Source organism: Paracoccus sp. L-17, assembly GCF_056857655.1.
Genome location: NZ_JBSXNM010000039.1, coordinates 165,188 through 188,918 on the forward strand (window position 1 = coordinate 165,188; position 23,731 = coordinate 188,918).

The window sequence follows — 23,731 nt, forward strand, 5'->3', positions numbered from 1 at the left end:
GGCCAGGGCGCAGCTTTTTCGTGACAGCCACGGCCCGGGGCGGTCATGATTCACCGGACAAGACGAGGATGGGAACGGAACCATGATCCGGGTCGAAGACCTGCACAGACATTTCGGCGGCTTCCGCGCCGTCGACGGCGCCAGCCTGACCATCGACACCGGCTCGATCACCGGACTGATCGGCCCCAATGGCGCGGGAAAATCGACGCTGTTCAATGTCATCGCGGGCGATCTTGCCCCCACCTCGGGCCGCGTCTTCATGGATGGAGAGGACATCACCGGCCTGCCCCCGCATGAATTGTTTCACAAGGGTTTGCTGCGCACCTTTCAACTGGCCCACGAATTCGCCTCGATGACCGTCCGCGAGAACCTGATGATGGTTCCCGGCGGTCAGAGCGGCGAGACGATCTGGAAGACCTGGTTCCAGCGCGGCCGGATCGACCGCGAAGAGGCGGCCTTGCGAAAGCGCGCCGATGAGGTTCTGGATTTCCTGACCATCCGTCACCTGAGCCATGAAAAGGCGGGCAACCTGTCGGGCGGGCAGAAAAAGCTGCTGGAACTGGGCCGCACGATGATGGTCGATGCCAAGGTCGTGTTCCTCGACGAGGTCGGCGCGGGCGTCAACCGCACCCTGCTGGGCACCATCGCCGATGCCATCATCCGCCTGAACCGCGAGCGCGGCTATACCTTCTGCGTGATCGAACATGACATGGATTTCATCGGCAAGCTGTGCGATCCGGTCATCGTGATGGCGCAGGGTCACGTGCTGGCGCGGGGCAGCGCGAAGGATATCATGAGCAATGAAGAGGTGATCGAGGCCTATCTGGGCACCGGGCTGAAGAACAAGGACATGGTGGGCGCATGAGCGATCAGGCTTTCGGCAATCGCGGCAACCGCGACGCCTCGGTGGTCAATCCCCGCCCCGCGGGAACCTTCGAGGGCAGCCGCAAATCCGGGGCGGCCGGGCCGGGCCGCAGGGACGATCCGTTCCTGATCGGCGAAGGCATGTCCGGCGGCTACGGGCGCGGCCCCGACATCCTGCACGATTGCACCATCGCCGTCGAAAAGGGCGAGATCGCGGTCATCGTGGGTCCGAACGGCGCCGGCAAATCCACCGCGATGAAGGCGATCTTCGGGATGCTGGATCTGCGCGAAGGCAGTATCCGTCTGGACGGCCGCGACATCACCGCGTTGAACCCGCAGGATCGCGTCAGGGCCGGAATGGGCTTTGTTCCGCAGGTCAATAACACATTCCCATCAATGTCCTGCGAAGAAAACCTTGAAATGGGCGCATTCATCCGCGACGACGATATCGCGGATACGATGGCGCAGGTCTATGATCTGTTCCCGATCCTGAAGGACAAGCGCCGGCAGGCGGCGGGCGAATTGTCGGGCGGCCAGCGCCAGCAGCTTGCCGTGGGCCGCGCCCTGATGACCCGACCCAGCCTGCTGATGCTGGACGAACCGACGGCCGGTGTCAGCCCGATCGTGATGGACGAATTGTTCGACCGCATCATTGCCATCGCGCGCGGCGGCCTGCCGATCCTGATGGTGGAACAGAACGCCAAACAGGCCATGGCGATCGCCGACAAGGCCTATGTGCTGGTCCAGGGCGCCAATGCGCATACCGGTTCCGGCAAGGAACTGATGGCCAATGACGAGGTGCGCCGCACCTTCCTGGGGGGCTGAGACATGGACATTGCGAACGCCCTTGTCGTGTTCCTGAACTTCGTGTTCATTCCCGCCGCGGCCTATGGCGCGCAACTGGCGCTTGGGGCGCTCGGGGTGACGCTGATCTATGGCATCCTGCGCTTTTCGAACTTCGCCCATGGCGACACGATGGCGTTCGGCACCGCCGTCACCATCCTCGTCACCTGGGGCCTGCAGGCGCTTGGCGTCTCGCTGGGGCCGCTGCCCACGGCGCTGCTGGCCCTGCCGGTTGGGATTGCGGCGACGGCCGCGTTGGCGCTGGTGACGGATCGGGCGGTCTATCGATTCTACCGCGTCCAGAGAGCGGCGCCGATCATCCTGGTCATGGCCTCGGTCGGCGTGATGTTCCTGATGAACGGGCTGACCCGGTTGCTGATCGGAGTCGATGAACAGCGTTTCGCGGACGGCGCCCGCTTTGTCATCAATGTGCGCGACTTCAAGGCGATGACCGGCCTGCAAGAGGGCCTGGCCCTGAAATCGACGCAGGCGCTGACCGTCGTGGTCGCGGTGATCGTGGTCTGGGCGCTGTTCTGGTTCCTCAATCGCACCCGGTCGGGCAAGGCGATGCGCGCCTATTCCGACAACGAGGATCTGGCGCTGCTGTCGGGCATCGACCCGGACAAGGTCGTGCGCATGACCTGGATCATCGCCGCCGGCCTGGCGACCATCGCCGGCGTGCTGTACGGCCTGGACAAGGCGTTCAAGCCCTTCAACTATTTCCAGATCCTTCTGCCGATCTTCGCCGCCGCCATCGTCGGCGGCCTGGGCAGTCCGCTGGGCGCCATCGCCGGCGGTTTCGTCGTGGCCTTTTCCGAGGTCGCGATCACCTATCCATGGCTGAAAGTGGTGGGCTATCTGTTCCCGGACTGGCAGCCGGGCGGGTTGCTGCAGCTTCTGGGCACCGAATACAAGTTCGCCGTCAGTTTCGTCATTCTGATCGTGGTGCTGCTGTTCAAGCCGACCGGCCTGTTCCGCGGCAGGTCGGTCTAGAAGGGGGTCGCCATGTCCAACACTCGTCAGGCCAACACCTCCAGCCGCTGGCGCGCGCCGCTGCTGTTTCTGGCGCTTGCGGTGCTGTTCGTGCTGGAGGGCACGGTGCGCAACGCGATGTTTTCGGGCAGCTGGAACACTGCGCTCGGCATTCTGAACATGGGCCTGATCTCGGCCATCACCGCGCTTGGGGTGAACATGCAATGGGGCTATGCGGGCCTGTTCAACGTGGGCGTCGTGGGCTTTCTGGCGCTTGGCGGGCTGGCGCCGGTCCTGGTCGCGACCGCCCCGGTGGACGGCGCATGGCAGGCGGGCGGCCCGCGCATCCTGCTGGGGCTTGCCCTGGGCATTGGCACGCTGGCGCTGGCGGCGCAGGCCTGGAAGCGCATGGCCCGGGGGCGGCTGCGCGGCTTGGTGCTGCTTGCGATCCTGATTGCGGGCTTCATCGCCTATCGCGCCATCTTCGACCCGGCCGTCATCGCGATCGAGGCCAACAACCCCGCCCGCCACGGGAATATCGGCGGCCTGGGCCTGCCCGTCCTGCTGTCATGGGCGGTGGGCGGGGTCTTTGCCGCCGCCGCCGCCTGGGCGGTGGGCAAGGTCGCGCTTGGGCTCCGCTCGGATTATCTGGCGATCGCGACGCTGGGGATCGGCGAGATCATCGTGGCGGTGCTGAAGAACGAGGACTGGCTGGCCCGTGGCGTCAAGAACGTCACCTCGATCCCGCGACCCGTCGCCTACGAGATCGACCTGCAACAGAACCCGGCCTTCCAAAGCTTTGCCAACCGCCTGTCGATGAGCGCGGCCGAGGCATCCGGCATCTGGGTCAAGATCAGCTATCTCTCGCTGTTTCTTGTGGTGCTGCTGGTGGTGATCCTGCTGGCCGAACTGGCGCTGAAATCGCCCTGGGGGCGGATGATGCGCGCCATCCGCGACAACGAGACCGCGGCCGAGGCGATGGGCAAGGATGTCACCGCGCGGCATTTGCAGGTCTTCGTGCTGGGCTCGGCCGTGATCGGGATCGCGGGGGCGATGATGATCACGCAGGACGGGCTGATGGCGCCGGTCGGCTATAACCCGCTGCGCTATACCTTCCTGATCTGGGTCATGGTGATCGTCGGCGGGTCGGGCAACAATTGGGGTGCGGTCCTGGGCGCGGTCCTGATCTGGTTCCTGTGGATCAAGGCCGAGGTCTGGGGACCGGCGCTGATGGGCCTGCTGGTCCTGCCCCTGCCCGATGGCGGGTTGAAGGCGCATCTTCTGGACAGCTCGGCCCAGATGCGCTTCATCGCGATGGGCCTCGTCCTGCTGCTGGTGCTGCGCTTCGCGCCCCGCGGGCTGGTGCCCGAGCGGTAGATCGGCCCCCGGCGGCCGTGCCCGCGCCGAACCTGCGCCGCATTTGCGGCCCGACCAAAGAGCGCGCTGCGACAGAGGGTGCTCACGCGCCGCCCCTCTTGCGCGGCTGCGCAACCGCCCTTAAAGCGCATCCATGACCCAGCACCAGCGCCTTCTGATCGTCGATTTCGGATCCCAGGTGACGCAACTGATCGCGCGCCGCCTGCGCGAATTGAACGTCTATTGCGAGATCCGGCCCTTCAATTCCCTGACCGATGACGGACTGCGCGCCGACCCGCCGCAGGCGATCATCCTGTCGGGCGGCCCGGCCAGCGTGACCGAGGATGGCAGTCCCCGCGCCCCGCAGGCGGTGTTCGATCTGGGCGTTCCGGTCTTCGGCATCTGCTATGGCCAGCAGGTGATGATGGACCAGCTTGGCGGCAAGGTCGAAGCGGGTCATCACGCCGAATATGGCCGCGCGTTCATCGCCCCGGCGCCGGGCCACAAGCAGGACGGCATCTTCGCGGATCTGTTCGGCACCGGTCGCGAAGAAGTCTGGATGAGCCATGGCGACCGTGTCACCGAACTGGCGCCGGGCTTCGAGGTCATCGGGACATCGCCCCACGCGCCGCTGGCGATGATCGCCGACGAGGCCCGCCATTTCTATGCCGTGCAGTTCCACCCCGAGGTGCATCACACCCCGCATGGCCGGATCATGCTGGAAAACTTCGTTCGGCTGTCGGGCTTTGCCGGCGACTGGACGATGGCCAGCTACAAGGACGAGGCGATCCGCAGGATCCGCGATCAGGTCGGCGACAAGCGGGTTGTCTGCGGCCTTTCCGGCGGCGTCGACAGCAGCGTCGCGGCGGTGCTGATCCACGAGGCGATCGGCGACCAGTTGACCTGCGTCTTCGTGGATCACGGCCTGTTGCGTCTGAACGAAGCCGACGAGGTCGTGACGATGTTCCGCGACCATTACAACATTCCGCTGATCCACGCCGACGAGGCGGACCTGTTCCTGGGCGCGCTGGAGGGTGTTTCCGACCCCGAGGTCAAGCGCAAGACCATCGGCAAGCTGTTCATCGACGTCTTCCAGCGCGAGGCGGGCAAGATCGAGGGCGCCGAATTTCTGGCCCAGGGAACGCTTTATCCCGATGTCATCGAAAGCGTCAGTTTCAGCGGCGGGCCTTCGGTGACCATCAAGTCGCACCACAATGTCGGTGGCCTGCCCGAGAAGATGGGCCTGAAGCTGGTCGAGCCGCTGCGCGAATTGTTCAAGGACGAGGTCCGCGCCCTGGGCCGCGAGCTTGGCCTGCCCGACAGCTTCATCGGCCGCCACCCCTTTCCGGGCCCCGGCCTGGCGATCCGCTGCCCCGGCCAGATCACCCGCGAAAAGCTGGAGATTCTGCGCCGCGCCGATGCGGTTTTCATCGACCAGATCCGCCGGCACGGGTTGTATGACGAAATCTGGCAGGCCTTCGTGGCGATCTTGCCGGTCCGCACGGTGGGCGTGATGGGTGACGGGCGCACCTATGACTTTGCCTGCGCGCTGCGCGCGGTGACCAGCGTCGATGGGATGACCGCGGACTACTATCCCTTTCCGCACGATTTCCTGGGCGAGACCGCGACGCGGATCATCAACGAGGTCAAGGGCATCAACCGTGTGACCTATGACATCACCTCGAAGCCGCCGGGCACCATAGAATGGGAATGACGGCCTGATCGGGCTTCGCTCAATCGAGGGACCATGCCGCGTCTGATCCTTGTTCTGGGGGACCAGTTGTCAGACAATCTGTCCGCGCTGCGCGAGGCGCGGGAGGGCGATGTCGTGGTCATGGCCGAGGTCATGGACGAAGCCAGCTATGTCCGCCACCACCCAAAGAAGATCGCCTTCGTCTTTGCCGCGATGCGCAAGTTCGCGAACCACCTGCGGGGCAAGGGCCTGACCGTCGCCTATACGCGGCTGGACGATCCCGAGAACAGCCAGAAGATCGGCGGCGAGTTGATACGCCGCGCATCGGAATTCGACGCGACCGAGGTGATCGCGACCGAACCGGGCGAATGGCGGCTGATCAATATCCTGACCTATCTGCCGATCAAGGTGCATCAGCGCCCCGATGACCGTTTCTTCGCCAGCCATGCCGAATTCGAGAATTGGGCCGAGGGGCGCAAGGAACTGCGGATGGAATGGTTCTATCGCGACATGCGCCGCAAGACCGGCCTGCTGATGGATGGCGACCGGCCTGCCGGCGGTCGCTGGAATTTCGACCACGACAACCGCAAGCCTGCCCGGCCCGACCTGCTGCGACAGAAACCGCCCGAATTCGAACCCGACGCGGTGACGGCCGGGGTTCTGGATCTGGTCGCGGCGCGCTTTCCCGACAATTTCGGTGACCTGAGGCCGTTCCGCTATGCCACCGACCGGCCCGGCGCACTGAAGGCGCTGCGTCATTTCATCGATCATGCGCTGGACGAATTCGGTCCCTATCAGGATGCGATGCTGCTGGAGGACCCGCATCTGAACCATTCGATCCTGTCGCCCTATCTCAATGCCGGGCTGCTGTCGCCGCACGAGGTCTGCGCGGCCGCCGCGACCGCCCATGTCGATGGCAAGGTGCGGCTCAATTCCGCCGAAGGGTTCATCCGCCAGATCCTCGGCTGGCGGGAATACATGCGCGGCATCTATTTCCTCGAAGGGCCGGATTACACCGGGCGCAACGCGCTGGACCACCGTCGCAAGCTGCCCTGGATGTATTGGGGCGGCGAGACGCGCATGGCCTGCATGAAGGCCGCGATCGGACAGACGCGACGGCTGGCCTATGCCCACCATATCCAGCGCCTGATGATCACCGGCAATTTCGCGCTGCTGGCCGGGATCGACCCGGCCCGGGTGCATGAATGGTATCTGTCCGTCTATATCGATGCCTATGAATGGGTCGAGGCGCCGAACACGATCGGGATGAGCCAGTTCGCCGATGGCGGAATCGTCGGCAGCAAGCCCTATGTCAGTTCGGGCAACTACATCAACAAGATGTCGGATTATTGCGGCAGTTGCGCCTATTCGGTCAGCGTCAGGACGGGCGAGACGGCCTGCCCGTTCAACCTGCTTTACTGGGATTTCCTGATCCGCCACCGCGACCGGTTCGAGACCAATCCCCGCATGTCGCGGATCTATGGCAACTGGGACCGCATGGATGCGGACAAGCGCAGGGCGATCCGCGCCGATGCCGCCGCCTTCTTGCGGCGCATGTCGGATGGCACGGTGGTCTGACTTGACGGCGAACCGCGCCGCGCGGGATAGAAGCGTCTGACAATCCGGAGGCACAGATGATCCGCATCGGAATCGGCGGCTGGAATTTCGCGGAATGGCGCGGGGTCTTCTATCCCGACGACCTGCCCCAGCGGCGCGAACTGGAATATGCCAGCAGGCAACTGACCTCGATCGAGGTGAACGCGACCTATTACGGCAGCCAGAAGCCCGCGACGTTCCAGAAATGGCATGACGAGACGCCCGATGATTTCGTCTTCGCGATCAAGGGGCCGCGCTTTGCCACCAACCGGAAGGTGCTGGCCGAAAGCGGCGACAGCGTGGCAAGGTTTCTCGATTCCGGCATCACGAAACTGGGCGCCAAGCTGGGTCCGATCAACTGGCAATTCGCGGAGACGAAGAAATTCGAGCCGGACGATTTCGGTGCCTTCCTGAAGCTGCTGCCCGACAGCCATGAGGGCGTCGCCCTGCGGCATGCGGTGGAACCGCGCCATGACAGTTTCGCCGCCGACGAGGCCGCCGATCTGTGCAGGCAGCACAATGTCGCCATCATTCGCGGCGCCGATGCGGACTTTCCGGAAATCGAGGCCGATACCGCCGATTTCGCCTATTGGCGCCTGATGGGCACGACGGATCTGGAACAGGGCTATTCGGGGGCCGATCTCGACAAATGGGCCAAGGCCGCACGCAAAGCGGGCAAGCAGCGCGACCTGTTTCTCTACGTCATCTCGGGTCAGAAGCTGCGCAACCCGGCCGCCGCGATGGCTCTGATCGAAAGGCTGAAGACATGAGCTGCGCCTGCGGCCATCACCATCCCCGCCACGAAACCGGCTGCGAGGCCGAGGGCCCGACGATCGCGCTGGATCGGCCGATGATCGCGCTGACCGGAAGGTTGATCTGTGCCGATCCGGCGCAGTTGATGACCGCGCTGACGCTGCTGCCGGATCATGTCGATCAGAGCCGGGCCGAACCGGGATGCCTGCGTTTCGATCTGCGGCAGGACGAGGATCCGCTGGTCTGGCATCTGTCGGAATTGTTCACCGATGGCGAGGCCTTTGCAGCCCATCAGCAGCGCACGAAGGCCAGCGCCTGGGGCCGCGACAGCAGGGATATTGCACGCGACTTCCACAGGCGCGAGGCGATGCCTGCGATCCGGCCCGAGAGGCGGCCGGATGCGGACGCGATCTCGCGCCTGCTGCGCGATGCCTTCGCGGGCGAGGTTGAGGCGCGGCTGGTCGAGGCGCTGCGCGCGGCCGGTGATCTTTCGATGTCGCTGGTCGCCGAGGCGGACGGAATGATCCTCGGCCATGTCGGGCTGTCGCCCATGACCGGGGATGAAGCGGCCTTTGCGCTGGCCCCCGTTGCCGTCGCGCCCGCCATGCAGCGGCGCGGCCTCGGGCAGGCGCTGGTCCGCGCGGCACTGGCCGGGGCCGGATCGCGTCCGGTCGTGGTGCTGGGCGCACCCGATTACTATGCCCGCTTGGGCTTTCGTCCGGCGGATCTGGATTCGCCCCATGCCGGACCCTTCCTGCAGGTCGCCGGCGATCTGCCTGCCGGTGCCAGGATCCGTCACGCACCTGCCTTCGAGGCGGTCTAGGCCGGCGCAAGGGGCTGCGAAAGCCGGCCCCATCGAGGGGACCGGCTTTCGCGGGCGGCTGCGCCGCCCCGCCCGGCCGCAGCGTCGCGCAAGCCTTGCACACAGGGCCATGCAGGTTACATCTGAGGCCAAAGCGAAAGGACATGCTCATGGCCACCTTGCCGGTCTTCGATTCTACCGAACCTGCCGCCGATACCCGTTTCGGCGATCTGCCCGTCTGGGATCTGAGCGATCTCTATCCCGGTCCCGACGCGCCGGAACTGACGGCGGATCTGGCCCGGCTTGCGGATCTGGTCAATGATTTCGCCGCCTCCTGGCAGGGCAAGCTGGCCGAACTGGATGCGCCCGCCATGCTGGACTGCATCGAGGCCTATCAGGTGATCGACATTATCGCCGGACGGCTGATGTCCTATGCGGGCCTGCGCTATTACCAGAACACCACCGATGCCGGCCGCGCCAAGATGCTGGGCGATCTGCAGGCGAAGGTCACCGACATCACCACGCCGCTGGTCTTCTTCAGCCTTGAATTCAACCGCATCCCGGACCAGACCTACGAGGCCGTGTTTACCGCGCCCGACGGTCCCGCCCGCTACAAGCCGGTCTTCGACCGGATGCGCGCCATGCGTCCGCACCAATTGTCCGACGAACTGGAACAGTTCCTGCACGACAATTCCGTTGTCGGCGCCGCCGCCTGGAACCGGCTGTTCGACGAAACCACGGCCGCGCTGGAATTCGATGTCGATGGCGAGGTGCTGGGGATGGAAGCCACGCTGAACCTGCTGACCGAACATGACCGCGCCCGGCGCGAGGCCGCGGCCCATGCGCTGGCCCGCGTCTTTGGCGACAATCTCAAGCTGTTTGCCCGCATCCACAACACGCTGGCCAAGGAAAAGGCCATCGAGGACAAGTGGCGCAAGATGCCCACGCCGCAATATGGCCGCCATCTGTCCAACCATGTCGAGCCCGAGGTGGTCGAGGCACTGCGCAACGCCGTCACCGCCGCCTATCCGCGCCTTTCGCACCGCTATTACGCGCTGAAGGCAAAATGGCTGGGGCTGGACAGGTTGCAGGTCTGGGACCGCAACGCGCCGCTGCCGACCGAGGCGCCGCGCGTCATCGCCTGGCCCGAGGCCCGCGCCACCGTGCTGGACGCCTATGCCGGTTTCTCGCCCAAACTCGCCGAACTGGCCCGGCCATTTTTCGACAAGGGCTGGATCGATGCCGCCGTCACGCCCGGCAAGGCGCCTGGCGCCTTTGCCCATCCCACGGTGACGACCGCGCATCCCTATGTCCTGCTGAACTATCTCGGCAAACCGCGCGACGTGATGACGCTGGCCCACGAACTGGGCCACGGGGTCCATCAGCGGCTGGCGGCGGATCAGGGCGAATTGCTGGCCGCGACGCCGCTGACGCTTGCCGAAACCGCATCGGTCTTTGGCGAGATGCTGACCTTCCGCGCGCTGCTGGCCAAGACCACCGATCCGGCACAGAAAAAGACCCTGCTGGCCGGCAAGGTCGAAGACATGATCAACACCGTCGTCCGGCAGATCGCCTTTTACGATTTCGAATGCAAGCTGCACGCGGCCCGCGCCGAGGGGGAACTGACCCCCGACGACATCAACGCCCTGTGGATGAGCGTGCAGGCCGAAAGCCTTGGCCCGGTCTTCGATTTCATGCCGGGCTATGAAACCTTCTGGACCTATGTGCCCCATTTCGTCCATTCGCCTTTCTACGTCTATGCCTATGCCTTCGGCGACGGGCTGGTGAACGCGCTTTACGCGGCCTACGAGGACGGGTTGCCGGACTTTCAGGCGAAGTATTTCGACATGCTGGCGGCAGGCGGGTCCAAGCACCACAGCGAATTGCTGGCGCCCTTCGGGCTGGACGCATCCGATCCGGCCTTCTGGGACAAGGGCCTGTCGATGATCGAGGGTTTCATCGACGAATTGGAAGCACTGGAGGCGTGATCCGCCGCCCCGCGACCGGCGACCTTGCTGCCGAATGCGCCGCCACCGGTGTCACGTCACTCTGTTGCGCCCCTTGTCCTTTTTCCTCTCCTTCGCGGGGCGCTTTGTCATGGTTCTGCCCGCCCGCTGCGCTATGCTGGCGCAGGGACACATGACGGAGACCGGATGCTGAAACGGATCCTTCTGGGAGCAGCGGTTCTGATCGTGGCCGGGCTGGCCGCCTTTCTTGCCTTCGCGCCCGCCTATGTCGAACGGTCGCTGAACCCGATGACCATGCCCGATCAAGGCTGGCCCGTCAGCGCCGAGGCCCGCGCGCTGCATGACCGCCTGATCATCGGCGACTGGCATGCCGATCCACTGCTGTGGGATCGCGATATCCTGACGCGCGTGGACCGCGGCCATACCGATGTGCCGCGCCTGCTGGAAGGCAATGTCGCGGTGCAGGTCTTTACCACCGTCACCAAAAGCCCGCGCGGCCAGAACTATGACCGGAACAGCGCCGATGCCCCCGACAACATCACGCCGCTGTTCATCGGCCAGTTGCGGCCGGTCCGGTCCTGGTTCTCGCTGAAGGAACGCGCGCTGGTCCAGGCCAGGGCCCTGCGCGATGCGGCCGCGCGCGCGCCCGACAGGCTGCGGCTGATCCGGACGCGCGGCGATATGGACGCGCTTCTGGCCCTGCGCGCGAATGGCACAAAGGTTCTGGGCGCGATCCTGGGCAGCGAGGGCGGCCACCCGCTGGAGGGCGAACTGGCCAATCTGGACGTTCTCTACGCTGCCGGGTTCCGGCTGATCGGACTGACGCATTTCTTTGACAACGAATTGGGCGGCAGCCTGCATGGCGAGGGCGGCGCCGACGCCGGCCTGACCGATTTCGGCCGGCAGGTGGTTCAGGCGATGATGGACAGAGGCATGATCATCGACCTGGCCCACGCCGCGCCGCAACTGGTCCGCGACGTGCTGGCGATTGACGGCACCCGCCCGATCCTGTCCCACACCGGCATCCGCAGCCAATGCGACAGCAGCCGCAACCTGCCCGACGATCTTGTCACCCGGATCGGGCGGAAAGGCGGGCTGATCGGAATCGGCTTCTGGTCGGACGTGAATTGCGGTGGCACGCCCGAAGACATCGCTGCCTCGATCCGGGCCGCGATCGCGCTCGTGGGCGAGGATCGGGTTTCGCTGGGCTCGGACTACGATGGCTCGGTCGATGCGCCTTTCGACGCCGCGCATCTGGTCGCGCTGACGCAGGCTCTGATGGATGCGGGGCTGACCGACGACCAGATCGCCAAGGTGATGGGCGGCAACATGATGCGCTATCTGCGCGAAACCCTGCCGGGAGACGAGACATGAAACGCGGTGCGTTGCTGAATGCCGAATTGTCGGGGCTGGTCGCCGCGATGGGCCATGGCGATCTTCTGGTAATCGGCGACGCGGGCCTGCCGGTGCCGCCGGACGTGCGGGTGATCGACCTGGCCGTGACCGGCGGCGTTCCAAGCCTGTTTGCCGTTCTGGACGCCGTGCTGAGCGAACTGGTGGTCGAGCGTTCGGCCATCGCCAGCGAGGCTGCGCCCGAACTGGACCGGGCCTTTCGCGCGCGCAGCATCGGGCAGATCGAAACGTTGCCTCATGCCGATTTCAAGGCCCTGACGCATCGGGCCCGTGCCCTTGTGCGGACGGGCGAGTTCACGCCCTACGCCAATATCGGCCTCTGGTCCGGCGTGGCGTTCTAGGGAAAGCCATCGCCGGCCGAACGGCGCGCCTCGGGGACTTGCGGCCCCGGCCCAACCGGTTATTCTCGAAAGAACGGGGGTTGTTCCGATGCGCGCGATCACTTTTCTTTCCCTGCTGATCCTGCCGCTGCCGGCGCAGGCTTTCATCGCCCAGAACGGCATGGATGCGCGCCGGATCGGCCCGACTGAAATCGCCGTCCAATTCGAAAGCTGGGCGCGAGAAACCGATTACTGGTGCGCTGCGGGCGATTTCGCCGAACGCCGGCTGAACCTCTCGGGCAAGACCCGCCTGTGGCGTGCCACGCCCAGGCCGCGCGAGGCCGGGCTCGGCATCGTCTTCACATTGGACCCGGCGAAAAAGGCCGATGGCGCGGGCCTGTCGCAATTCGGAAAGGGTCCGCGCGACGGCTCACTTTCGGTCGGCGCGGCCGTCGGCAACCATTGCCGCAGGGTGTGGCCTTTTTGGCTGGACTGAACAGGCAGGCGGCGAGGCCTGGTCAATTCTCTGGTGCGAAAACGGGCCTGATCCGTCTGACCATCCCGTGATCTGCGCAACTTTGCGCGTCGCCATCCGTTCCTGAGTGAAGCAGTCGCGTACGGCTGTCCAATTCTCAGGAGGACGACGATGAAGACCATTACTCTCACCGCCGCAATTGCAATGCTCGCCGGGGGCGCCGCCCTTGCCCAGACTGCCGACATGTCACCGATGATCGATGCCTCTGATCAGTCTGTATCCAACGGCGTTGTCAGCGCAGCCAAGGTCGTGGCACCCGCCAATGGCTGGCTGGTCGTCCACCGCACCGATTCCGAGATGAAGCCGGGCCCCGTCGTGGGTTACGCGCCGGTTCGTGAAGGTGAAACCTCCGACGTGGCCGCGATCCTGACCGAAGAGGTCGCATCGGGCGACATGCTGATGCTGATGGTCCATGGCGATGAGGGCGGCAGCAAGACCGGCATGTTCGAATATTCCCTGGGCGCCAAGGAAGACGGCCCGATCCGGGTGGACGAAAAGCCGGTGATGACCACGATCACTGCGCAGTAACCGGCCCGCATCCAGCAGACCTCGGCCCTCCGTGCCCTTGGCGCGGAGGGCCGTTTTCGCATTCGGCTCTAGAATTGAATTTCACCTACGTCAAGTGTTTATGCCGTAGGGTCATTTCGATGCGATTGCTTATGAAGCATCGAATTGATGCGGAGCGAAACCCGATCCCAAGCTTGCTAACTAGACTCTTCTCATGCGGTTCTAAAGCTAGAGCCCAAATCTTACTTTAGCAACTTGCTGGCCGGCAACGTAAATTGTCACCTCAACACCGGCAGGCAATTTGATTCCGAAGACGGTCTTATAGTATATATCCAAACATGCCTTCGCCGCCGTACCCAAATCGATTCCAACCGGAATTGGGATACACACGTCCCCAAGCCCAAAGGGCAATCCAACGCAAACGCCCTTCTTTCCGACTTTTACGTCGAGACACTCAGCCCTTATCGAAAAAGTACTGTCTTGTGCTGGCTTTCCCTGAAGGCTTCTTCCATCAAACTCTTGTCCAAACTCCGCTGCCCGGCCCGTCGCCGCCTCTATAGCCCCCTCGCTGAAGCGATACACTTCCTCTGGCATTATACTAACTCCACAAATTTAAAGCTACGCGAACTTGCGCATAAAAATAATAACTCTATGGCAATAAATTTCAAGTAATATAATATATTTATTAATTGCTAAAATATTATTCCATCTTCAACGCCTGAATGAACGCCGTCTGCGGAATTTCCACTTTCCCGAACTGGCGCATCTTCTTCTTGCCGGCCTTCTGCTTTTCCAGCAGCTTCTTCTTGCGCGTGGCATCGCCGCCGTAGCATTTGGCGGTCACGTCCTTGTGCATGGCCGACAGGGTCTCGCGCGCGATGACGCGGCTGCCGATGGCGGCCTGGATCGGGATCTTGAACATGTGGCGCGGAATCAGCTCTTTCAGCTTTTCGACCATGACCCGGCCGCGCGATTCCGCGCGGTCGCGGTGGACCATGATCGACAGCGCGTCCACCGGCTCGTCATTCACCAGGATCGACATCTTGACCAGGAAATCCTCGCGGTATTCGCTGATCTGGTAGTCAAAGCTGGCATAGCCCTTGGTCACCGATTTCAGCCGGTCGTAGAAGTCGAAGACGACCTCGGCCAGGGGCAGGTCATAGACGACCATCGCGCGGGAACCGGCATAGGTCAGATCCAGCTGGATGCCGCGCCGGTCCTGGCACAGTTTCAGAACGTCGCCCAGGTAATCGTCGGGCACCATGATCGTGGCCTTGATGCGCGGCTCCTCGATATGGTCGACCAGGGTCAGGTCGGGCATGTCGGCGGGGTTGTGCAATTCGCGCATCTCGCCGTCGCGCATGTGCAGCCGGAAAACGACGCTGGGCGCGGTGGTGATCAGGTCCAGATCATATTCGCGTTCCAGCCGGTCGCGGATCACCTCCAGGTGCAACAGCCCCAGAAAGCCGCAGCGGAAGCCGAAGCCAAGCGCGGCCGAAGTCTCCATTTCGGAGCTGAAGCTGGCGTCGTTCAGGGCCAGTTTCTCGATCGCGTCGCGCAGCGCCTCGAAATCGTTCGCATCGACCGGAAACAGCCCGCAGAACACCACCGGTTGCGAGGGTTTGAAACCCGGCAGGGCGGTGGCGGCGGGCTTTTTCTCGTGCGTGATCGTATCGCCGACACGGGTGTCGCGAACCTGCTTGATGGATGCGGTGAAAACGCCGATCTCGCCCGGCCCCAGTTCCGCGATGTCCTTCATCGCAGGCGTCAGCACCGCCAGCTTGTCCAGCCGGTAGGTGGCGCCGGTCTGCATCATCTTGACCTGATCGCCCTTGCGGATGGTGCCGTCCATGACCCGGATCATCACGACGACGCCCAGATAGCTGTCATACCAGGAATCGACCAGCATCGCCTTCAAGGCCGCGTCGGCATCTCCCGTCGGCGCGGGCAGGCGCTGCACGATCGCCTCCAGCACATCAGGGATGCCGAGGCCGGTCTTGGCGCTGATCAGGATCGCCTGGCTGGCGTCGATGCCGATCACGTCCTCGATCTGCGCCTTGACGCGATCGGGCTCGGCGGCGGGCAGGTCGATCTTGTTCAGGACCGGGACGATCTCGTGATCGGCGTCGATGGCCTGATAGACATTGGCCAATGTCTGCGCCTCGACCCCCTGGGTCGCGTCCACGACCAGCAGCGATCCTTCGACGGCGCGCATGGACCGGCTGACCTCGTAGGCGAAATCGACATGGCCCGGCGTGTCGATCAGGTTCAGGATATAGGTCTGGCCGTCCTGCGCCGGATAGGCGATGCGGACCGTATTGGCCTTGATGGTGATGCCGCGTTCGCGCTCGATATCCATGGCGTCCAGCATCTGGGCCTTCATGTCGCGTTCGGCGACGGTGCCGGTCAGCTGGATCAGCCGGTCGGCCAGCGTGGATTTGCCGTGGTCGATATGGGCCACGATCGAGAAATTGCGGATCAGGGACAGCTTGGTCATGGCGCGGCTATACAGGGGCGTCATGCCCGCGAAAAGAGGATTTCGCAAGGCCGCTGGCGAGGCTGCCGCCGCCCCGGTTTCCCGTCTTTCAGCCTGGCCGCGCGACGCTGCCGGCGGGGATCCGGCGCGCGGCGCGATTCAGCCGCGCCTCGCGCCACATCGTATAGCCGCCCGCGACGGCAATAATGGCAGCCCCCGTCAGCATCCAGCCATCGGGGCGTTCGGCAAAGACCAGCAATCCCAGGATGATGGCGAAGACCAGCCGGGAATAGCGGAAGGGTGCGATCGCGCCGATCTCTCCGATCCGGGTCGCGATCACCATGGTCAGATAGCCGAACAGCCCGAAGATCAGCGAGGCCGCCATCAGGCCCCATTGTGCGGGGTCGGGCGCGATCAGCGGCTGTCCTCCGACGACGACCAGCGCGGCCCCGGCCAGCGACATCGACCCGAAGGCCGAGGCCGTCAGCAGCCCCGACCCGATGGAGGCAGGCAGCCGTCGCGTGACCAGATCGCGCACCGCAAGAAACAGCACCGCGACCAGGGCCAGCACCGATCCCGGCTGAAACGCATCCGTTCCCGGCCGCACGATCATCAGCACGCCCAGGAACCCCGCACCGATGGAAGCCCAGCGGCGCCAACCGACTTTTTCGCCCAGGATCAGCGCCGCGCCCAGCGTCATCAGCAAAGGCAGCGCCTGCAGGATGGCCGAGGCGATGGCCAGATCGCCGATCGAAATGGCGGTCAGGAAGAAGACGCCGCAGATCGCCTCGCAAAGATTGCGCAGCAATACGCCGGGATGGAACAGATCGCGCCAGCGCAGTCCCTCGGGGCCCAGGGCAACCCAGGCGCCGAAGGCGACCATGCCGCCAAAGCCCAGCAGCAGCAGAAGCTGTCCGATCGACAGATCCGAGGACAGGAATTTCAGCAGCGCGTCCTCGAAGGCAAAGCCCGCCATCGCCAGCGTCATCAGCAGGGCCGCCCGGGCATTGACGCTCATGGCACCGCCTCGATCTGCGTGATCAGGTCAGGCAGATCCGCGATCCTGTCCAGATGATGCAGGCGCGGATCCGGGCCCGGGTCGGCATGTTCGGCGGCCCAGGTCATCTGGTGTGGAATGAAGACGCCATGTCCGCCCAGTGAAATCACCGGCAGGACATCGCTTTTCATCGAATTGCCCGCCATCACGAAACCGCCCGAGGCGATGCCGAGACGGTCCAGGACGCGGGCATAGGCCGCGGGCGTCTTTTCGGCCAGAATCTCGATCGCCGCGAAACGTCCGGCAAGGCCCGAGGCGGCGATCTTGCGTTCCTGATCGATCAGATCCCCCTTGGTGATCAGCACCAGGCGCCGCCCCGACAGCGCGTCCAGCGCAGCCTCGACTCCCTCGATCAGCTCGACCGGATGGGCCAGCATGTCCCGTCCCAGTTCAAGGATGCGACCGATGGCCTGGCCGTCGATCCGCCCGTCGGTCAGTTCGATCGCGGTCTGCACCATCGACAGCACGAAGCCCTTGATGCCGAAACCGTATCGTTCAAGATTCGCGCATTCGACCTCATAGAGCCTGCCCGCGATGTCGTCGATCTCGGCATGATCCGCCAGAAGCGATGCGAATTCGGCCTCGGTGACGCGAAAGAAGGTCTCGTTCTCCCATAGCGTATCATCCGCATCCAGCCCGATTGCCTCGATCATGTCATCCTCCGTCCGGCAGCGCAGCGGAACCATGCAGCGCGCGCAAAGTCAAACCGCAGCGAATTGTCCGGTCGCTCCGGATCGGGACCACGACACAAGATATTGATGAGGCCGCGCTGTCAGCGCAACAATTCCTCACGTCCCGGTGATTGAGCCCGAATGAGCTTTTTGCTATGTCTGGTGGTGCAGAAAGGGCATTCCAGATCGGGAAAAACCGGCCATGCCCGCTTTCATGAGGATCAGGAAACCGAGGAGACAGTTCCATGCTCAACCGCATCGCGATCGCGGCATCCGCCGTGATGATGACAGCGCCGCTTGCCATGTCCGGCCCTATCGACACCGCCTGTGTGCGATCCGACCGCGCCCGCGGCAACGCGCCGCTTTGCGGCTGCATCCAGCAGGTCGCGGACCAGACCCTGTCGCGTTCAGACCAGCGCCGCGCGGCCGCGTTCTTCCGCGATCCGAATCAGGCGCAGGCCGTGCGGATGTCGAAACGCGATGCCGACAACGCGTTCTGGGCGCGCTACAAGCGTTTCGCCGGCAGGGCCGAGGCCCTTTGCCGCTGACGCATGCGGATCACGGTCCTGACCGGCGCGGGCATTTCCGCTGAAAGCGGCCTGGCCACCTTCCGCGCCGGCACGGGATTGTGGGAACGGCACCGGATCGAGGATGTGGCGACACCGGGGGGTTTTGCCCGCGACCCGGCGCTGGTCCATCGCTTCTACAATGAACGACGGCAGAAGGCAGCCGGCGCGCAGCCCAATGCTGCCCATCGGGCCCTGGCCCGGCTGTCGCGGAACCATGACGTGACATTGGTGACGCAGAATGTGGAAGATCTTCACGAACGCGGCGGCTGCGCCGATGTGATCCACATGCATGGCCGCCTGAGCCGCGCGCGCTGTGCCGCCTGCGGGGCGTGCTGGGATGCGCCGATGACGATGACATCCGAGGACGGCTGCCCCGGCTGCGGGGCAAGGCGGACCCGACCCGACATCGTCTGGTTCGGCGAGATCCCCTGTCACATGCAGCGGATCTGGCAGGCTTTGGCGCATAGCGACCTTTTCGCAGCCATCGGAACGTCGGGAAATGTCTATCCGGCCGCCGGTTTCGCCCGGCACGCCGCCCGGATGGGCGCGGAATGCGTCGCCCTCAACCTGGAAGCCGGCGCCAATGCTCCGGACTTCGACCGCCAGATTCTGGGCCCGGCCTCGCGGATCGTGCCCGAGTGGGTCGCCTCGCTGCCCGCCTGAGGCGAAATTCCTTGCGCCGCGACGGCCCGATCGGCTATGCCCCGGGCTGCCTCGGTTCCGGGTTCGCGCCCGGTGAAAAGGGAACGCGGTGCAATTCCGCGGCTGCCCCCGCAACTGTCAGCGGAGAGCGAGGCCGGAGAATGCCACTGTCCGCCGAATTCGCGGATGGGAAGGCCCGGCCAAGCCTTGACCCGCAAGCCAGGAGACCTGCCCAGGCGATCACCCCAAGGACATGCGGGGCGCATGTGCTTGACGGATCGTCCGTTGTGGTGATGTTCGCCGTCCGGAAAGCCCTTCCGGACAGACCGCATCCCGCCCCGGCATCCGTCCGGGCGACCCGGAAGGGACATCATGAAACGCCTAGCCATCCTGGCCGCAATCGCCGCCGCCCCCCCCGCCCTTGGCCAGCAGACGCCGTATGTATTGCCGGAAATCACCCTGACCGCCAATCGCGAGCAGACCGAAATCGGTCGCTCTGGCAGTTCGGTTTCGGTAATCGGTGCGGCCGCGCTGGCCGATCGCACCGCCCAGCCGATCGCCGACAGCATCGCCGAACTGCCCGGCGTGGCGATCCGCCAGTCCGGGCCGCTGGGCACGACCGGCGCGCTTCAGGTGCGCGGCGCACCGCCCGAATATACGCCGGTCCTGATCGACGGAATCGACGTTTCGGACCCGGCGGCGGGCCAGCCCTATTTCGATATCGGCGGACTGATCACGGCCGGCGTCGGCCGGATCGAATTGCTGCGCGGCACGCAATCGGCGCTTTACGGATCGCGCGCCATCGCCGGCGTGTTGTCGATCGACACCCTGCGCCCGACCGAGGACGGATTGCGCCAGAATTTCGCCATCGAGGCCGGCCAATACCAGACCTTCGCCGCAAGCTACGGCGCGGCTCTGCGCCGTGACGGCACGGACCTGGCCTTCACCGCCAGCCGCGTGACCAGCCAGGGATTTTCCGCCCGCGACGAAAACGACGGCAACTTCGAGACCGACAGCTACAACGCATCGCGCCTGTCCTTCTATGCCGCGCGAGAGCTGCAAAATGGCGGCAAGGTCGGCATCAACGGCTTCTGGGACAAGAGCCGCGCCGAATTCGACGAATTCGGCGGCGACATGACCGGCACGCCGGGCGACGAATACACCACCCGCAAATCCTACGGCCTGCGCGCCTTCGCCGAGGTCACGACCGGATCCATCGATCAAAGCCTTGCCCTGACCCGCTATCGGATCGACCGGAGAAGCTGGTCGAACGGCGTCGAAACGCCCTTCATCGGGTCCCGCACCAAGGTGTCATGGCAGGGCGCGACCGACCTGGGCACGACCGGCGCACGCGCGATCCTTGGCGCCGATACCGAGAAAGAGAAGGCCGATGGCATGGGCGACAGCCGCATCAGCGGGGTCTTTGCCGAAGTTGACGCCCCGATCGGCAGCGATATCGATCTCAGCGCCTCGCTGCGTCGTGACGATCATTCGCGCTTTGGCGGCTTCACCTCGGGCCGGGTCTCGGCCGTCTGGCGGGCACGGCCGGACCTGCTGGTCCGCGCCGCCATCGGAACCGGCTTTCGTGCGCCCTCGCTCTATGAGTTGTTCGGCCCCTACGGCGATGCCGGGCTGGATCGAGAGGAAAGCCGCACCGCCGAGATCGGGGTCGAGAAACGCTGGGGCGATGACAGCTATCTGCGCGCCACCGCCTTTTGGCTTCAGGCCGAGAACCTGATCGGCTTCGATGCCGATGCCACAGCATGCGGCCAGCTTTTCGGTTGCTATGCACAGGTCCAGGGCCAGTCGCGTCGGCGCGGGATCGAACTGGATGGTCGCTGGGCCATCGGCGCGGCCACCGCGATTCGGGGTTCCTATACCTATACCGACAACGCTGCCACGACAGATTGGGCCGAGGCACCCCGCCACGTTCTGAACCTTGGCGCCGAGACCGAAGTCGCCGCCGGCACCAGGGCCGGAATGTCCCTGCATGTCGAGGCCGATCGCCCGCGCGACATGGCCAGCTTCGCGACGCTGGATCTGACCGCCAGCCATCCGCTGCCGAATGGTGCCGACGTCTATCTGCGGGTCGAGAATGTGCTCGACCGCGAATATCAGCAGAACCAGGGCTATGGCACGTCCGACCGGGCCGTCTATGTTGGGCTGCGTGCGGATTTCTGACCTGATATGCGCGGCTGCGGCGCTTCTGGTTGCGGCTCTGCCCGCCGTGGCAGCGCCGCGGCGGGTGGTATCGATGAATCTGTGCACCGACCAGGTTGCGATGTTGCTGGCCGCGCCGGGCCAGCTGATTTCGGTCAGCGATCTGGCGCAGGATCCGCGCATGTCGCCGATGGCGGACGCGGCGCAGGCCTATGACGTGAATTATGGCCGGGCCGAGGAAATCTATCTGATGCGCCCGGACCTGGTCATCGCGGGCCAGTTCGCATCCTCGGCGACGGTCTCCATGCTGCGCCGGCTGGGAATCCGGGTCGAGGTCCGCGACCCCGCCGAAAGCATCGCCGCCATTCGCGACGAGATCGCCGGGATCGGCGCGCTGCTGGGACGCGAATCCCGCGCCCGAACCGTGATCGCGGATTTCGACGCCCGCCTCGCCGCGCTGCGCCGTGCTCCGGGCCGCGACCGCGCCGCCCTGTATTATGCGAATGGCTTCACCTCGGGTCGCGGCACGCTGGCGGGCGAGATCCTGGACGCAGCGGGGTATCGCAACATCGCCAGCGATTACGGCATCGAGAATACCGCGCCGCTGCCGCTGGAGTTGTTGGTCATGTCGCAGCCCGACCGCCTCATCACGGGCGCGCGATGGCCGGGAAGATCACGAAGCGAGGCCATCCTGGACCATCCCGCGCTGTCCGAGGCGACGGATCGCAGAGCCGATGTCACCGATCGCGACTGGGTCTGTGGCACGCCTTTCATCCTGCGCGCCGTCGAAGGGTTGGAATGAAGCCTCTTTTCGTCATCCTCGCTGTTCTCGCCACCGCGCTTTTCCTGGTTTCGCTGCTGACCGGTCCGGCGGGGCTGGGCGCGTGGCGCGGCCTGTCGGCGCTGATGTTCGGCGGCGAAGGCCCGGCGCCCATCGTGATGCGCGAAATCCGCCTGCCGCGGGCCATGCTGGGGCTGCTGATCGGCAGCGGACTCGGGCTGACGGGCGCGGCCCTGCAAGGCTATCTGCGCAACCCGCTGGCCGAGCCGGGGTTGATCGGCGTGTCGGGCATGGCGGCACTTGGCGCGGTGATCGCGATCCAGACCGGGCTGTCGCTATCTGCCCCGCTGGCGCTGCCGCTGGTGGCGCTGGCCGGAGCGGCCATGGGCGTCGGCCTGCTGGTGGCGCTGGCCGGGCCGCGCGGAGGTTCGGTGACGCTGATCCTTGCCGGCGTCGCCATCTCGGCGCTGGCGGGGGCGGGCACGGCGCTGGTTTTGAACCTGTCGCCCAATCCCTACGCCGCCAACGAGATCGTGTTCTGGCTGATGGGATCGCTGGCCGATCGCTCGATGGTGCATGTCTGGCTGGTCCTGCCGCCCATGCTGCTGGGCGCGGCGCTGATCCTGTCGGCGGGGCGGCCGCTGGATGCGCTGACCCTTGGCGAAGGCGCGGCGGCGGCGATGGGCGTCTCGCCTCCGTGGCTGCGCTGGCGGATGATCGCGGGCGTCGCGCTGATCGTCGGTCCGGCCACGGCGGTGGCGGGCGCGATCGGTTTCGTCGGCCTTGTCGTTCCCCACGTCATGCGGCCCTGGGTCGGCGCGCGCCCCTCGGTCCTGCTGGCGGCCTCGGCGCTTGGCGGGGCGATCCTGCTGCTGGCGGCCGATGTCGCGGTGCGTCTGATCCTGCCCGAACGCGATCTGAAACTGGGCGTCCTGACCGCCATCGTCGGTGCGCCGCTGTTCCTGCACCTGATCTGGAAAACCCGCAGCGGGGGGCGCGTCTGATGCTGCTGGCGCTTGCGAACCTTGCCGTCACCCGTCGCAATCGCCCGGTGCTGCGCGGCATCGACCTGACCTTGCAAGAGGGCGAGGTGGTCGGGCTGATCGGCCCCAACGGTGCCGGAAAATCCACGCTGATGGAGGCCGCGCTGGATCTGATCCCCTTCAGCGGCGCGTCCTCGCTGGCCTCGATGACGGCGCGCGATCGGGCCCGCGCGGCCGCCTTTCTGCCCCAATCGCGCGAAATCGCCTGGCCCGTCAGCGTCGAGGATCTGATCGCGCTTGGGCGCATTCCCTGGCCCGGCGGCGGCCGCAGCGCCGCCGACCGCGACGCCATCGAGGCCGCCATCGCGCGCATGGGCCTTGCACCGTTCCGCAAACGCACCGCGCTGCGCCTGTCCGGGGGGGAACAGAACCGCGTCCTGGTCGCGCGGGCGCTGGCCCAGGACACCCCCCTTCTGATTGCGGACGAACCCATCGCCGGTCTCGATCCGGCACAGCAACTGGCCTGCCTGCGCCTGTTCCGCGATCTGGCGTCCGGGGGCCGGGGCATCCTGACCTCGATTCACGATCTGGGCCTTGCCGCCCGCTTCTGCAGCAGGCTGGTCCTTCTGGCCGAGGGCCGCATCCTGGCCGACGGCCCGCCCGACCGGGTGCTGGACGACGCGCTGCTGAACCGGGCCTTCGGCATCACCGCGCGTCGCATCGAGACGCCGGATGGACCCGCCATCCTGCCAGTGTGACCGCCGGCGCAAT

At 65.2% G+C, this 23,731-nt stretch carries 23 protein-coding genes and 1 riboswitch; of the genes, 19 read left to right on the forward strand and 4 right to left on the reverse strand.

All coding sequences use genetic code 11. The features are described 5' to 3' along the window. The first annotated feature begins 82 nt into the window (after positions 1 to 82). The 13 genes from AC13CR_RS10905 to AC13CR_RS10965 all read left to right on the forward strand — a co-directional run bounded on the left by AC13CR_RS10905 (position 83) and on the right by AC13CR_RS10965 (position 13,642). On the forward strand, positions 83 to 865 hold the full coding sequence (locus AC13CR_RS10905; protein ID WP_292953951.1) for an ABC transporter ATP-binding protein: 783 nt from the start codon (positions 83 to 85) through the stop codon (positions 863 to 865). Then, positions 862 to 1,689: an ABC transporter ATP-binding protein gene (locus tag AC13CR_RS10910; protein ID WP_292953954.1), complete on the forward strand. Its 828-nt coding sequence runs from the start codon at positions 862 to 864 to the stop codon at positions 1,687 to 1,689. The genes AC13CR_RS10905 and AC13CR_RS10910 overlap by 4 nt, the downstream gene beginning before the upstream one ends. A gap of 3 nt (positions 1,690 to 1,692) precedes the next feature. Further along, entirely contained in the window at positions 1,693 to 2,700 is a 1,008-nt protein-coding gene (locus AC13CR_RS10915; protein WP_292953957.1) for a branched-chain amino acid ABC transporter permease, read from the forward strand. A 12-nt stretch (positions 2,701 to 2,712) separates the two neighbouring features. Next, a complete protein-coding gene (locus AC13CR_RS10920; RefSeq protein ID WP_292953960.1) occupies positions 2,713 to 4,056 on the forward strand; it encodes a branched-chain amino acid ABC transporter permease in 1,344 nt (447 codons plus the stop codon). A 133-nt stretch (positions 4,057 to 4,189) separates the two neighbouring features. Next, the gene (guaA, locus tag AC13CR_RS10925) at positions 4,190 to 5,749 is read left to right on the forward strand and encodes a glutamine-hydrolyzing GMP synthase (protein WP_293013911.1); all 1,560 of its coding nucleotides are present in this window, start codon (positions 4,190 to 4,192) and stop codon (positions 5,747 to 5,749) included. Between the two features lie 33 nt (positions 5,750 to 5,782). After that, positions 5,783 to 7,306: a cryptochrome/photolyase family protein gene (locus AC13CR_RS10930; RefSeq protein ID WP_292954769.1), complete on the forward strand. Its 1,524-nt coding sequence runs from the start codon at positions 5,783 to 5,785 to the stop codon at positions 7,304 to 7,306. Positions 7,307 to 7,362: 56 nt separating this feature from the next. Continuing rightward, complete coding sequence (locus tag AC13CR_RS10935; RefSeq protein ID WP_292954767.1) at positions 7,363 to 8,094, forward strand: DUF72 domain-containing protein; 732 nt, start codon at positions 7,363 to 7,365, stop codon at positions 8,092 to 8,094. Continuing rightward, positions 8,091 to 8,900, forward strand: a complete 810-nt coding sequence (locus AC13CR_RS10940) for a GNAT family N-acetyltransferase (protein WP_482900828.1) — start codon at positions 8,091 to 8,093, stop codon at positions 8,898 to 8,900. Before AC13CR_RS10935 ends, AC13CR_RS10940 begins: the two co-directional genes overlap by 4 nt. Before the next feature lie 149 nt (positions 8,901 to 9,049). Then, positions 9,050 to 10,867: a M3 family oligoendopeptidase gene (locus tag AC13CR_RS10945; protein WP_292978497.1), complete on the forward strand. Its 1,818-nt coding sequence runs from the start codon at positions 9,050 to 9,052 to the stop codon at positions 10,865 to 10,867. Positions 10,868 to 11,032: 165 nt separating this feature from the next. Beyond that, on the forward strand, positions 11,033 to 12,220 hold the full coding sequence (locus AC13CR_RS10950; RefSeq protein WP_292958640.1) for a dipeptidase: 1,188 nt from the start codon (positions 11,033 to 11,035) through the stop codon (positions 12,218 to 12,220). Beyond that, positions 12,217 to 12,600 carry a D-ribose pyranase gene (gene rbsD / locus AC13CR_RS10955; RefSeq protein WP_446232260.1) on the forward strand — a complete coding sequence of 128 codons (384 nt, stop codon included), beginning with the start codon at positions 12,217 to 12,219 and terminating at the stop codon, positions 12,598 to 12,600. Before AC13CR_RS10950 ends, rbsD begins: the two co-directional genes overlap by 4 nt. An 88-nt stretch (positions 12,601 to 12,688) precedes the next feature. Continuing rightward, complete coding sequence (locus AC13CR_RS10960; RefSeq protein WP_292958637.1) at positions 12,689 to 13,075, forward strand: hypothetical protein; 387 nt, start codon at positions 12,689 to 12,691, stop codon at positions 13,073 to 13,075. 150 nt (positions 13,076 to 13,225) lie between these two features. Continuing rightward, a complete protein-coding gene (locus AC13CR_RS10965; protein ID WP_292958635.1) occupies positions 13,226 to 13,642 on the forward strand; it encodes a DUF7282 domain-containing protein in 417 nt (138 codons plus the stop codon). 207 nt (positions 13,643 to 13,849) lie between these two features. Here AC13CR_RS10965 and AC13CR_RS10970 read toward each other — a convergent pair whose 3' ends face one another. The 4 genes from AC13CR_RS10970 to AC13CR_RS10985 all read right to left on the reverse strand — a co-directional run bounded on the left by AC13CR_RS10970 (position 13,850) and on the right by AC13CR_RS10985 (position 17,807). Next, positions 13,850 to 14,215: a hypothetical protein gene (locus AC13CR_RS10970; RefSeq protein WP_482900829.1), complete on the reverse strand. Its 366-nt coding sequence runs from the start codon at positions 14,213 to 14,215 to the stop codon at positions 13,850 to 13,852. Positions 14,216 to 14,321: 106 nt separating this feature from the next. After that, a complete protein-coding gene (gene lepA, locus AC13CR_RS10975) occupies positions 14,322 to 16,118 on the reverse strand; it encodes a translation elongation factor 4 (RefSeq protein WP_482900830.1) in 1,797 nt (598 codons plus the stop codon). An 88-nt stretch (positions 16,119 to 16,206) separates the two neighbouring features. Next, entirely contained in the window at positions 16,207 to 17,115 is a 909-nt protein-coding gene (locus AC13CR_RS10980) for a DMT family transporter (protein WP_482900831.1), read from the reverse strand. Next, on the reverse strand, positions 17,112 to 17,807 hold the full coding sequence (locus AC13CR_RS10985; RefSeq protein ID WP_292958629.1) for an HAD family hydrolase: 696 nt from the start codon (positions 17,805 to 17,807) through the stop codon (positions 17,112 to 17,114). Before AC13CR_RS10985 ends, AC13CR_RS10980 begins: the two co-directional genes overlap by 4 nt. Positions 17,808 to 18,070: 263 nt before the next feature. Between AC13CR_RS10985 and AC13CR_RS10990 the strand changes: the two genes are divergently transcribed. The 6 genes from AC13CR_RS10990 (at position 18,071) to AC13CR_RS11015 (ending at position 23,718) form a co-directional block, all read left to right on the forward strand. Continuing rightward, on the forward strand, positions 18,071 to 18,373 hold the full coding sequence (locus tag AC13CR_RS10990) for a hypothetical protein (protein ID WP_292958627.1): 303 nt from the start codon (positions 18,071 to 18,073) through the stop codon (positions 18,371 to 18,373). 3 nt (positions 18,374 to 18,376) lie between these two features. Next, positions 18,377 to 19,057, forward strand: coding sequence for an NAD-dependent deacylase (locus tag AC13CR_RS10995; protein ID WP_292958625.1), 681 nt, complete (start codon positions 18,377 to 18,379; stop codon positions 19,055 to 19,057). Positions 19,058 to 19,092: 35 nt separating this feature from the next. Then, positions 19,093 to 19,286, forward strand: a riboswitch (cobalamin riboswitch). Between the two features lie 122 nt (positions 19,287 to 19,408). Further along, complete coding sequence (locus AC13CR_RS11000; protein ID WP_293013901.1) at positions 19,409 to 21,217, forward strand: TonB-dependent receptor plug domain-containing protein; 1,809 nt, start codon at positions 19,409 to 19,411, stop codon at positions 21,215 to 21,217. Positions 21,218 to 21,290: 73 nt separating this feature from the next. Beyond that, a complete protein-coding gene (locus AC13CR_RS11005; RefSeq protein WP_298858499.1) occupies positions 21,291 to 21,998 on the forward strand; it encodes an ABC transporter substrate-binding protein in 708 nt (235 codons plus the stop codon). Beyond that, entirely contained in the window at positions 21,995 to 22,981 is a 987-nt protein-coding gene (locus AC13CR_RS11010; protein ID WP_292958619.1) for a FecCD family ABC transporter permease, read from the forward strand. The genes AC13CR_RS11005 and AC13CR_RS11010 overlap by 4 nt, the downstream gene beginning before the upstream one ends. After that, positions 22,978 to 23,718, forward strand: a complete 741-nt coding sequence (locus AC13CR_RS11015) for an ABC transporter ATP-binding protein (RefSeq protein WP_292958666.1) — start codon at positions 22,978 to 22,980, stop codon at positions 23,716 to 23,718. The genes AC13CR_RS11010 and AC13CR_RS11015 overlap by 4 nt, the downstream gene beginning before the upstream one ends. Positions 23,719 to 23,731: the final 13 nt, after the last annotated feature.

Excerpts from the sequence above, each read along its gene's own strand:
- AC13CR_RS11000 (WP_293013901.1), top strand. The coding sequence starts at position 19,409 with ATGAAACGCCTAGCCATCCTGGCCGCAATCGCCGCCGCCCCCCCCGCC.
- AC13CR_RS10990 (WP_292958627.1), top strand. The coding sequence starts at position 18,071 with ATGCTCAACCGCATCGCGATCGCGGCATCCGCCGTGATGATGACAGCG.
- AC13CR_RS10930 (WP_292954769.1), top strand. The coding sequence starts at position 5,783 with ATGCCGCGTCTGATCCTTGTTCTGGGGGACCAGTTGTCAGACAATCTG.
- AC13CR_RS10980 (WP_482900831.1), bottom strand. The coding sequence starts at position 17,115 with ATGAGCGTCAATGCCCGGGCGGCCCTGCTGATGACGCTGGCGATGGCG.
- AC13CR_RS11010 (WP_292958619.1), top strand. The coding sequence starts at position 21,995 with ATGAAGCCTCTTTTCGTCATCCTCGCTGTTCTCGCCACCGCGCTTTTC.
- AC13CR_RS10940 (WP_482900828.1), top strand. The coding sequence starts at position 8,091 with ATGAGCTGCGCCTGCGGCCATCACCATCCCCGCCACGAAACCGGCTGC.
- AC13CR_RS10935 (WP_292954767.1), top strand. The coding sequence starts at position 7,363 with ATGATCCGCATCGGAATCGGCGGCTGGAATTTCGCGGAATGGCGCGGG.
- rbsD (WP_446232260.1), top strand. The coding sequence starts at position 12,217 with ATGAAACGCGGTGCGTTGCTGAATGCCGAATTGTCGGGGCTGGTCGCC.
- guaA (WP_293013911.1), top strand. The coding sequence starts at position 4,190 with ATGACCCAGCACCAGCGCCTTCTGATCGTCGATTTCGGATCCCAGGTG.
- AC13CR_RS11005 (WP_298858499.1), top strand. The coding sequence starts at position 21,291 with ATGAATCTGTGCACCGACCAGGTTGCGATGTTGCTGGCCGCGCCGGGC.
- lepA (WP_482900830.1), bottom strand. The coding sequence starts at position 16,118 with ATGACCAAGCTGTCCCTGATCCGCAATTTCTCGATCGTGGCCCATATC.
- AC13CR_RS10950 (WP_292958640.1), top strand. The coding sequence starts at position 11,033 with ATGCTGAAACGGATCCTTCTGGGAGCAGCGGTTCTGATCGTGGCCGGG.
- AC13CR_RS10910 (WP_292953954.1), top strand. The coding sequence starts at position 862 with ATGAGCGATCAGGCTTTCGGCAATCGCGGCAACCGCGACGCCTCGGTG.
- AC13CR_RS10920 (WP_292953960.1), top strand. The coding sequence starts at position 2,713 with ATGTCCAACACTCGTCAGGCCAACACCTCCAGCCGCTGGCGCGCGCCG.
- AC13CR_RS10915 (WP_292953957.1), top strand. The coding sequence starts at position 1,693 with ATGGACATTGCGAACGCCCTTGTCGTGTTCCTGAACTTCGTGTTCATT.
- AC13CR_RS10965 (WP_292958635.1), top strand. The coding sequence starts at position 13,226 with ATGAAGACCATTACTCTCACCGCCGCAATTGCAATGCTCGCCGGGGGC.
- AC13CR_RS10905 (WP_292953951.1), top strand. The coding sequence starts at position 83 with ATGATCCGGGTCGAAGACCTGCACAGACATTTCGGCGGCTTCCGCGCC.
- AC13CR_RS10970 (WP_482900829.1), bottom strand. The coding sequence starts at position 14,215 with ATGCCAGAGGAAGTGTATCGCTTCAGCGAGGGGGCTATAGAGGCGGCG.
- AC13CR_RS10945 (WP_292978497.1), top strand. The coding sequence starts at position 9,050 with ATGGCCACCTTGCCGGTCTTCGATTCTACCGAACCTGCCGCCGATACC.
- AC13CR_RS10960 (WP_292958637.1), top strand. The coding sequence starts at position 12,689 with ATGCGCGCGATCACTTTTCTTTCCCTGCTGATCCTGCCGCTGCCGGCG.
- AC13CR_RS10985 (WP_292958629.1), bottom strand. The coding sequence starts at position 17,807 with ATGATCGAGGCAATCGGGCTGGATGCGGATGATACGCTATGGGAGAAC.
- AC13CR_RS10995 (WP_292958625.1), top strand. The coding sequence starts at position 18,377 with ATGCGGATCACGGTCCTGACCGGCGCGGGCATTTCCGCTGAAAGCGGC.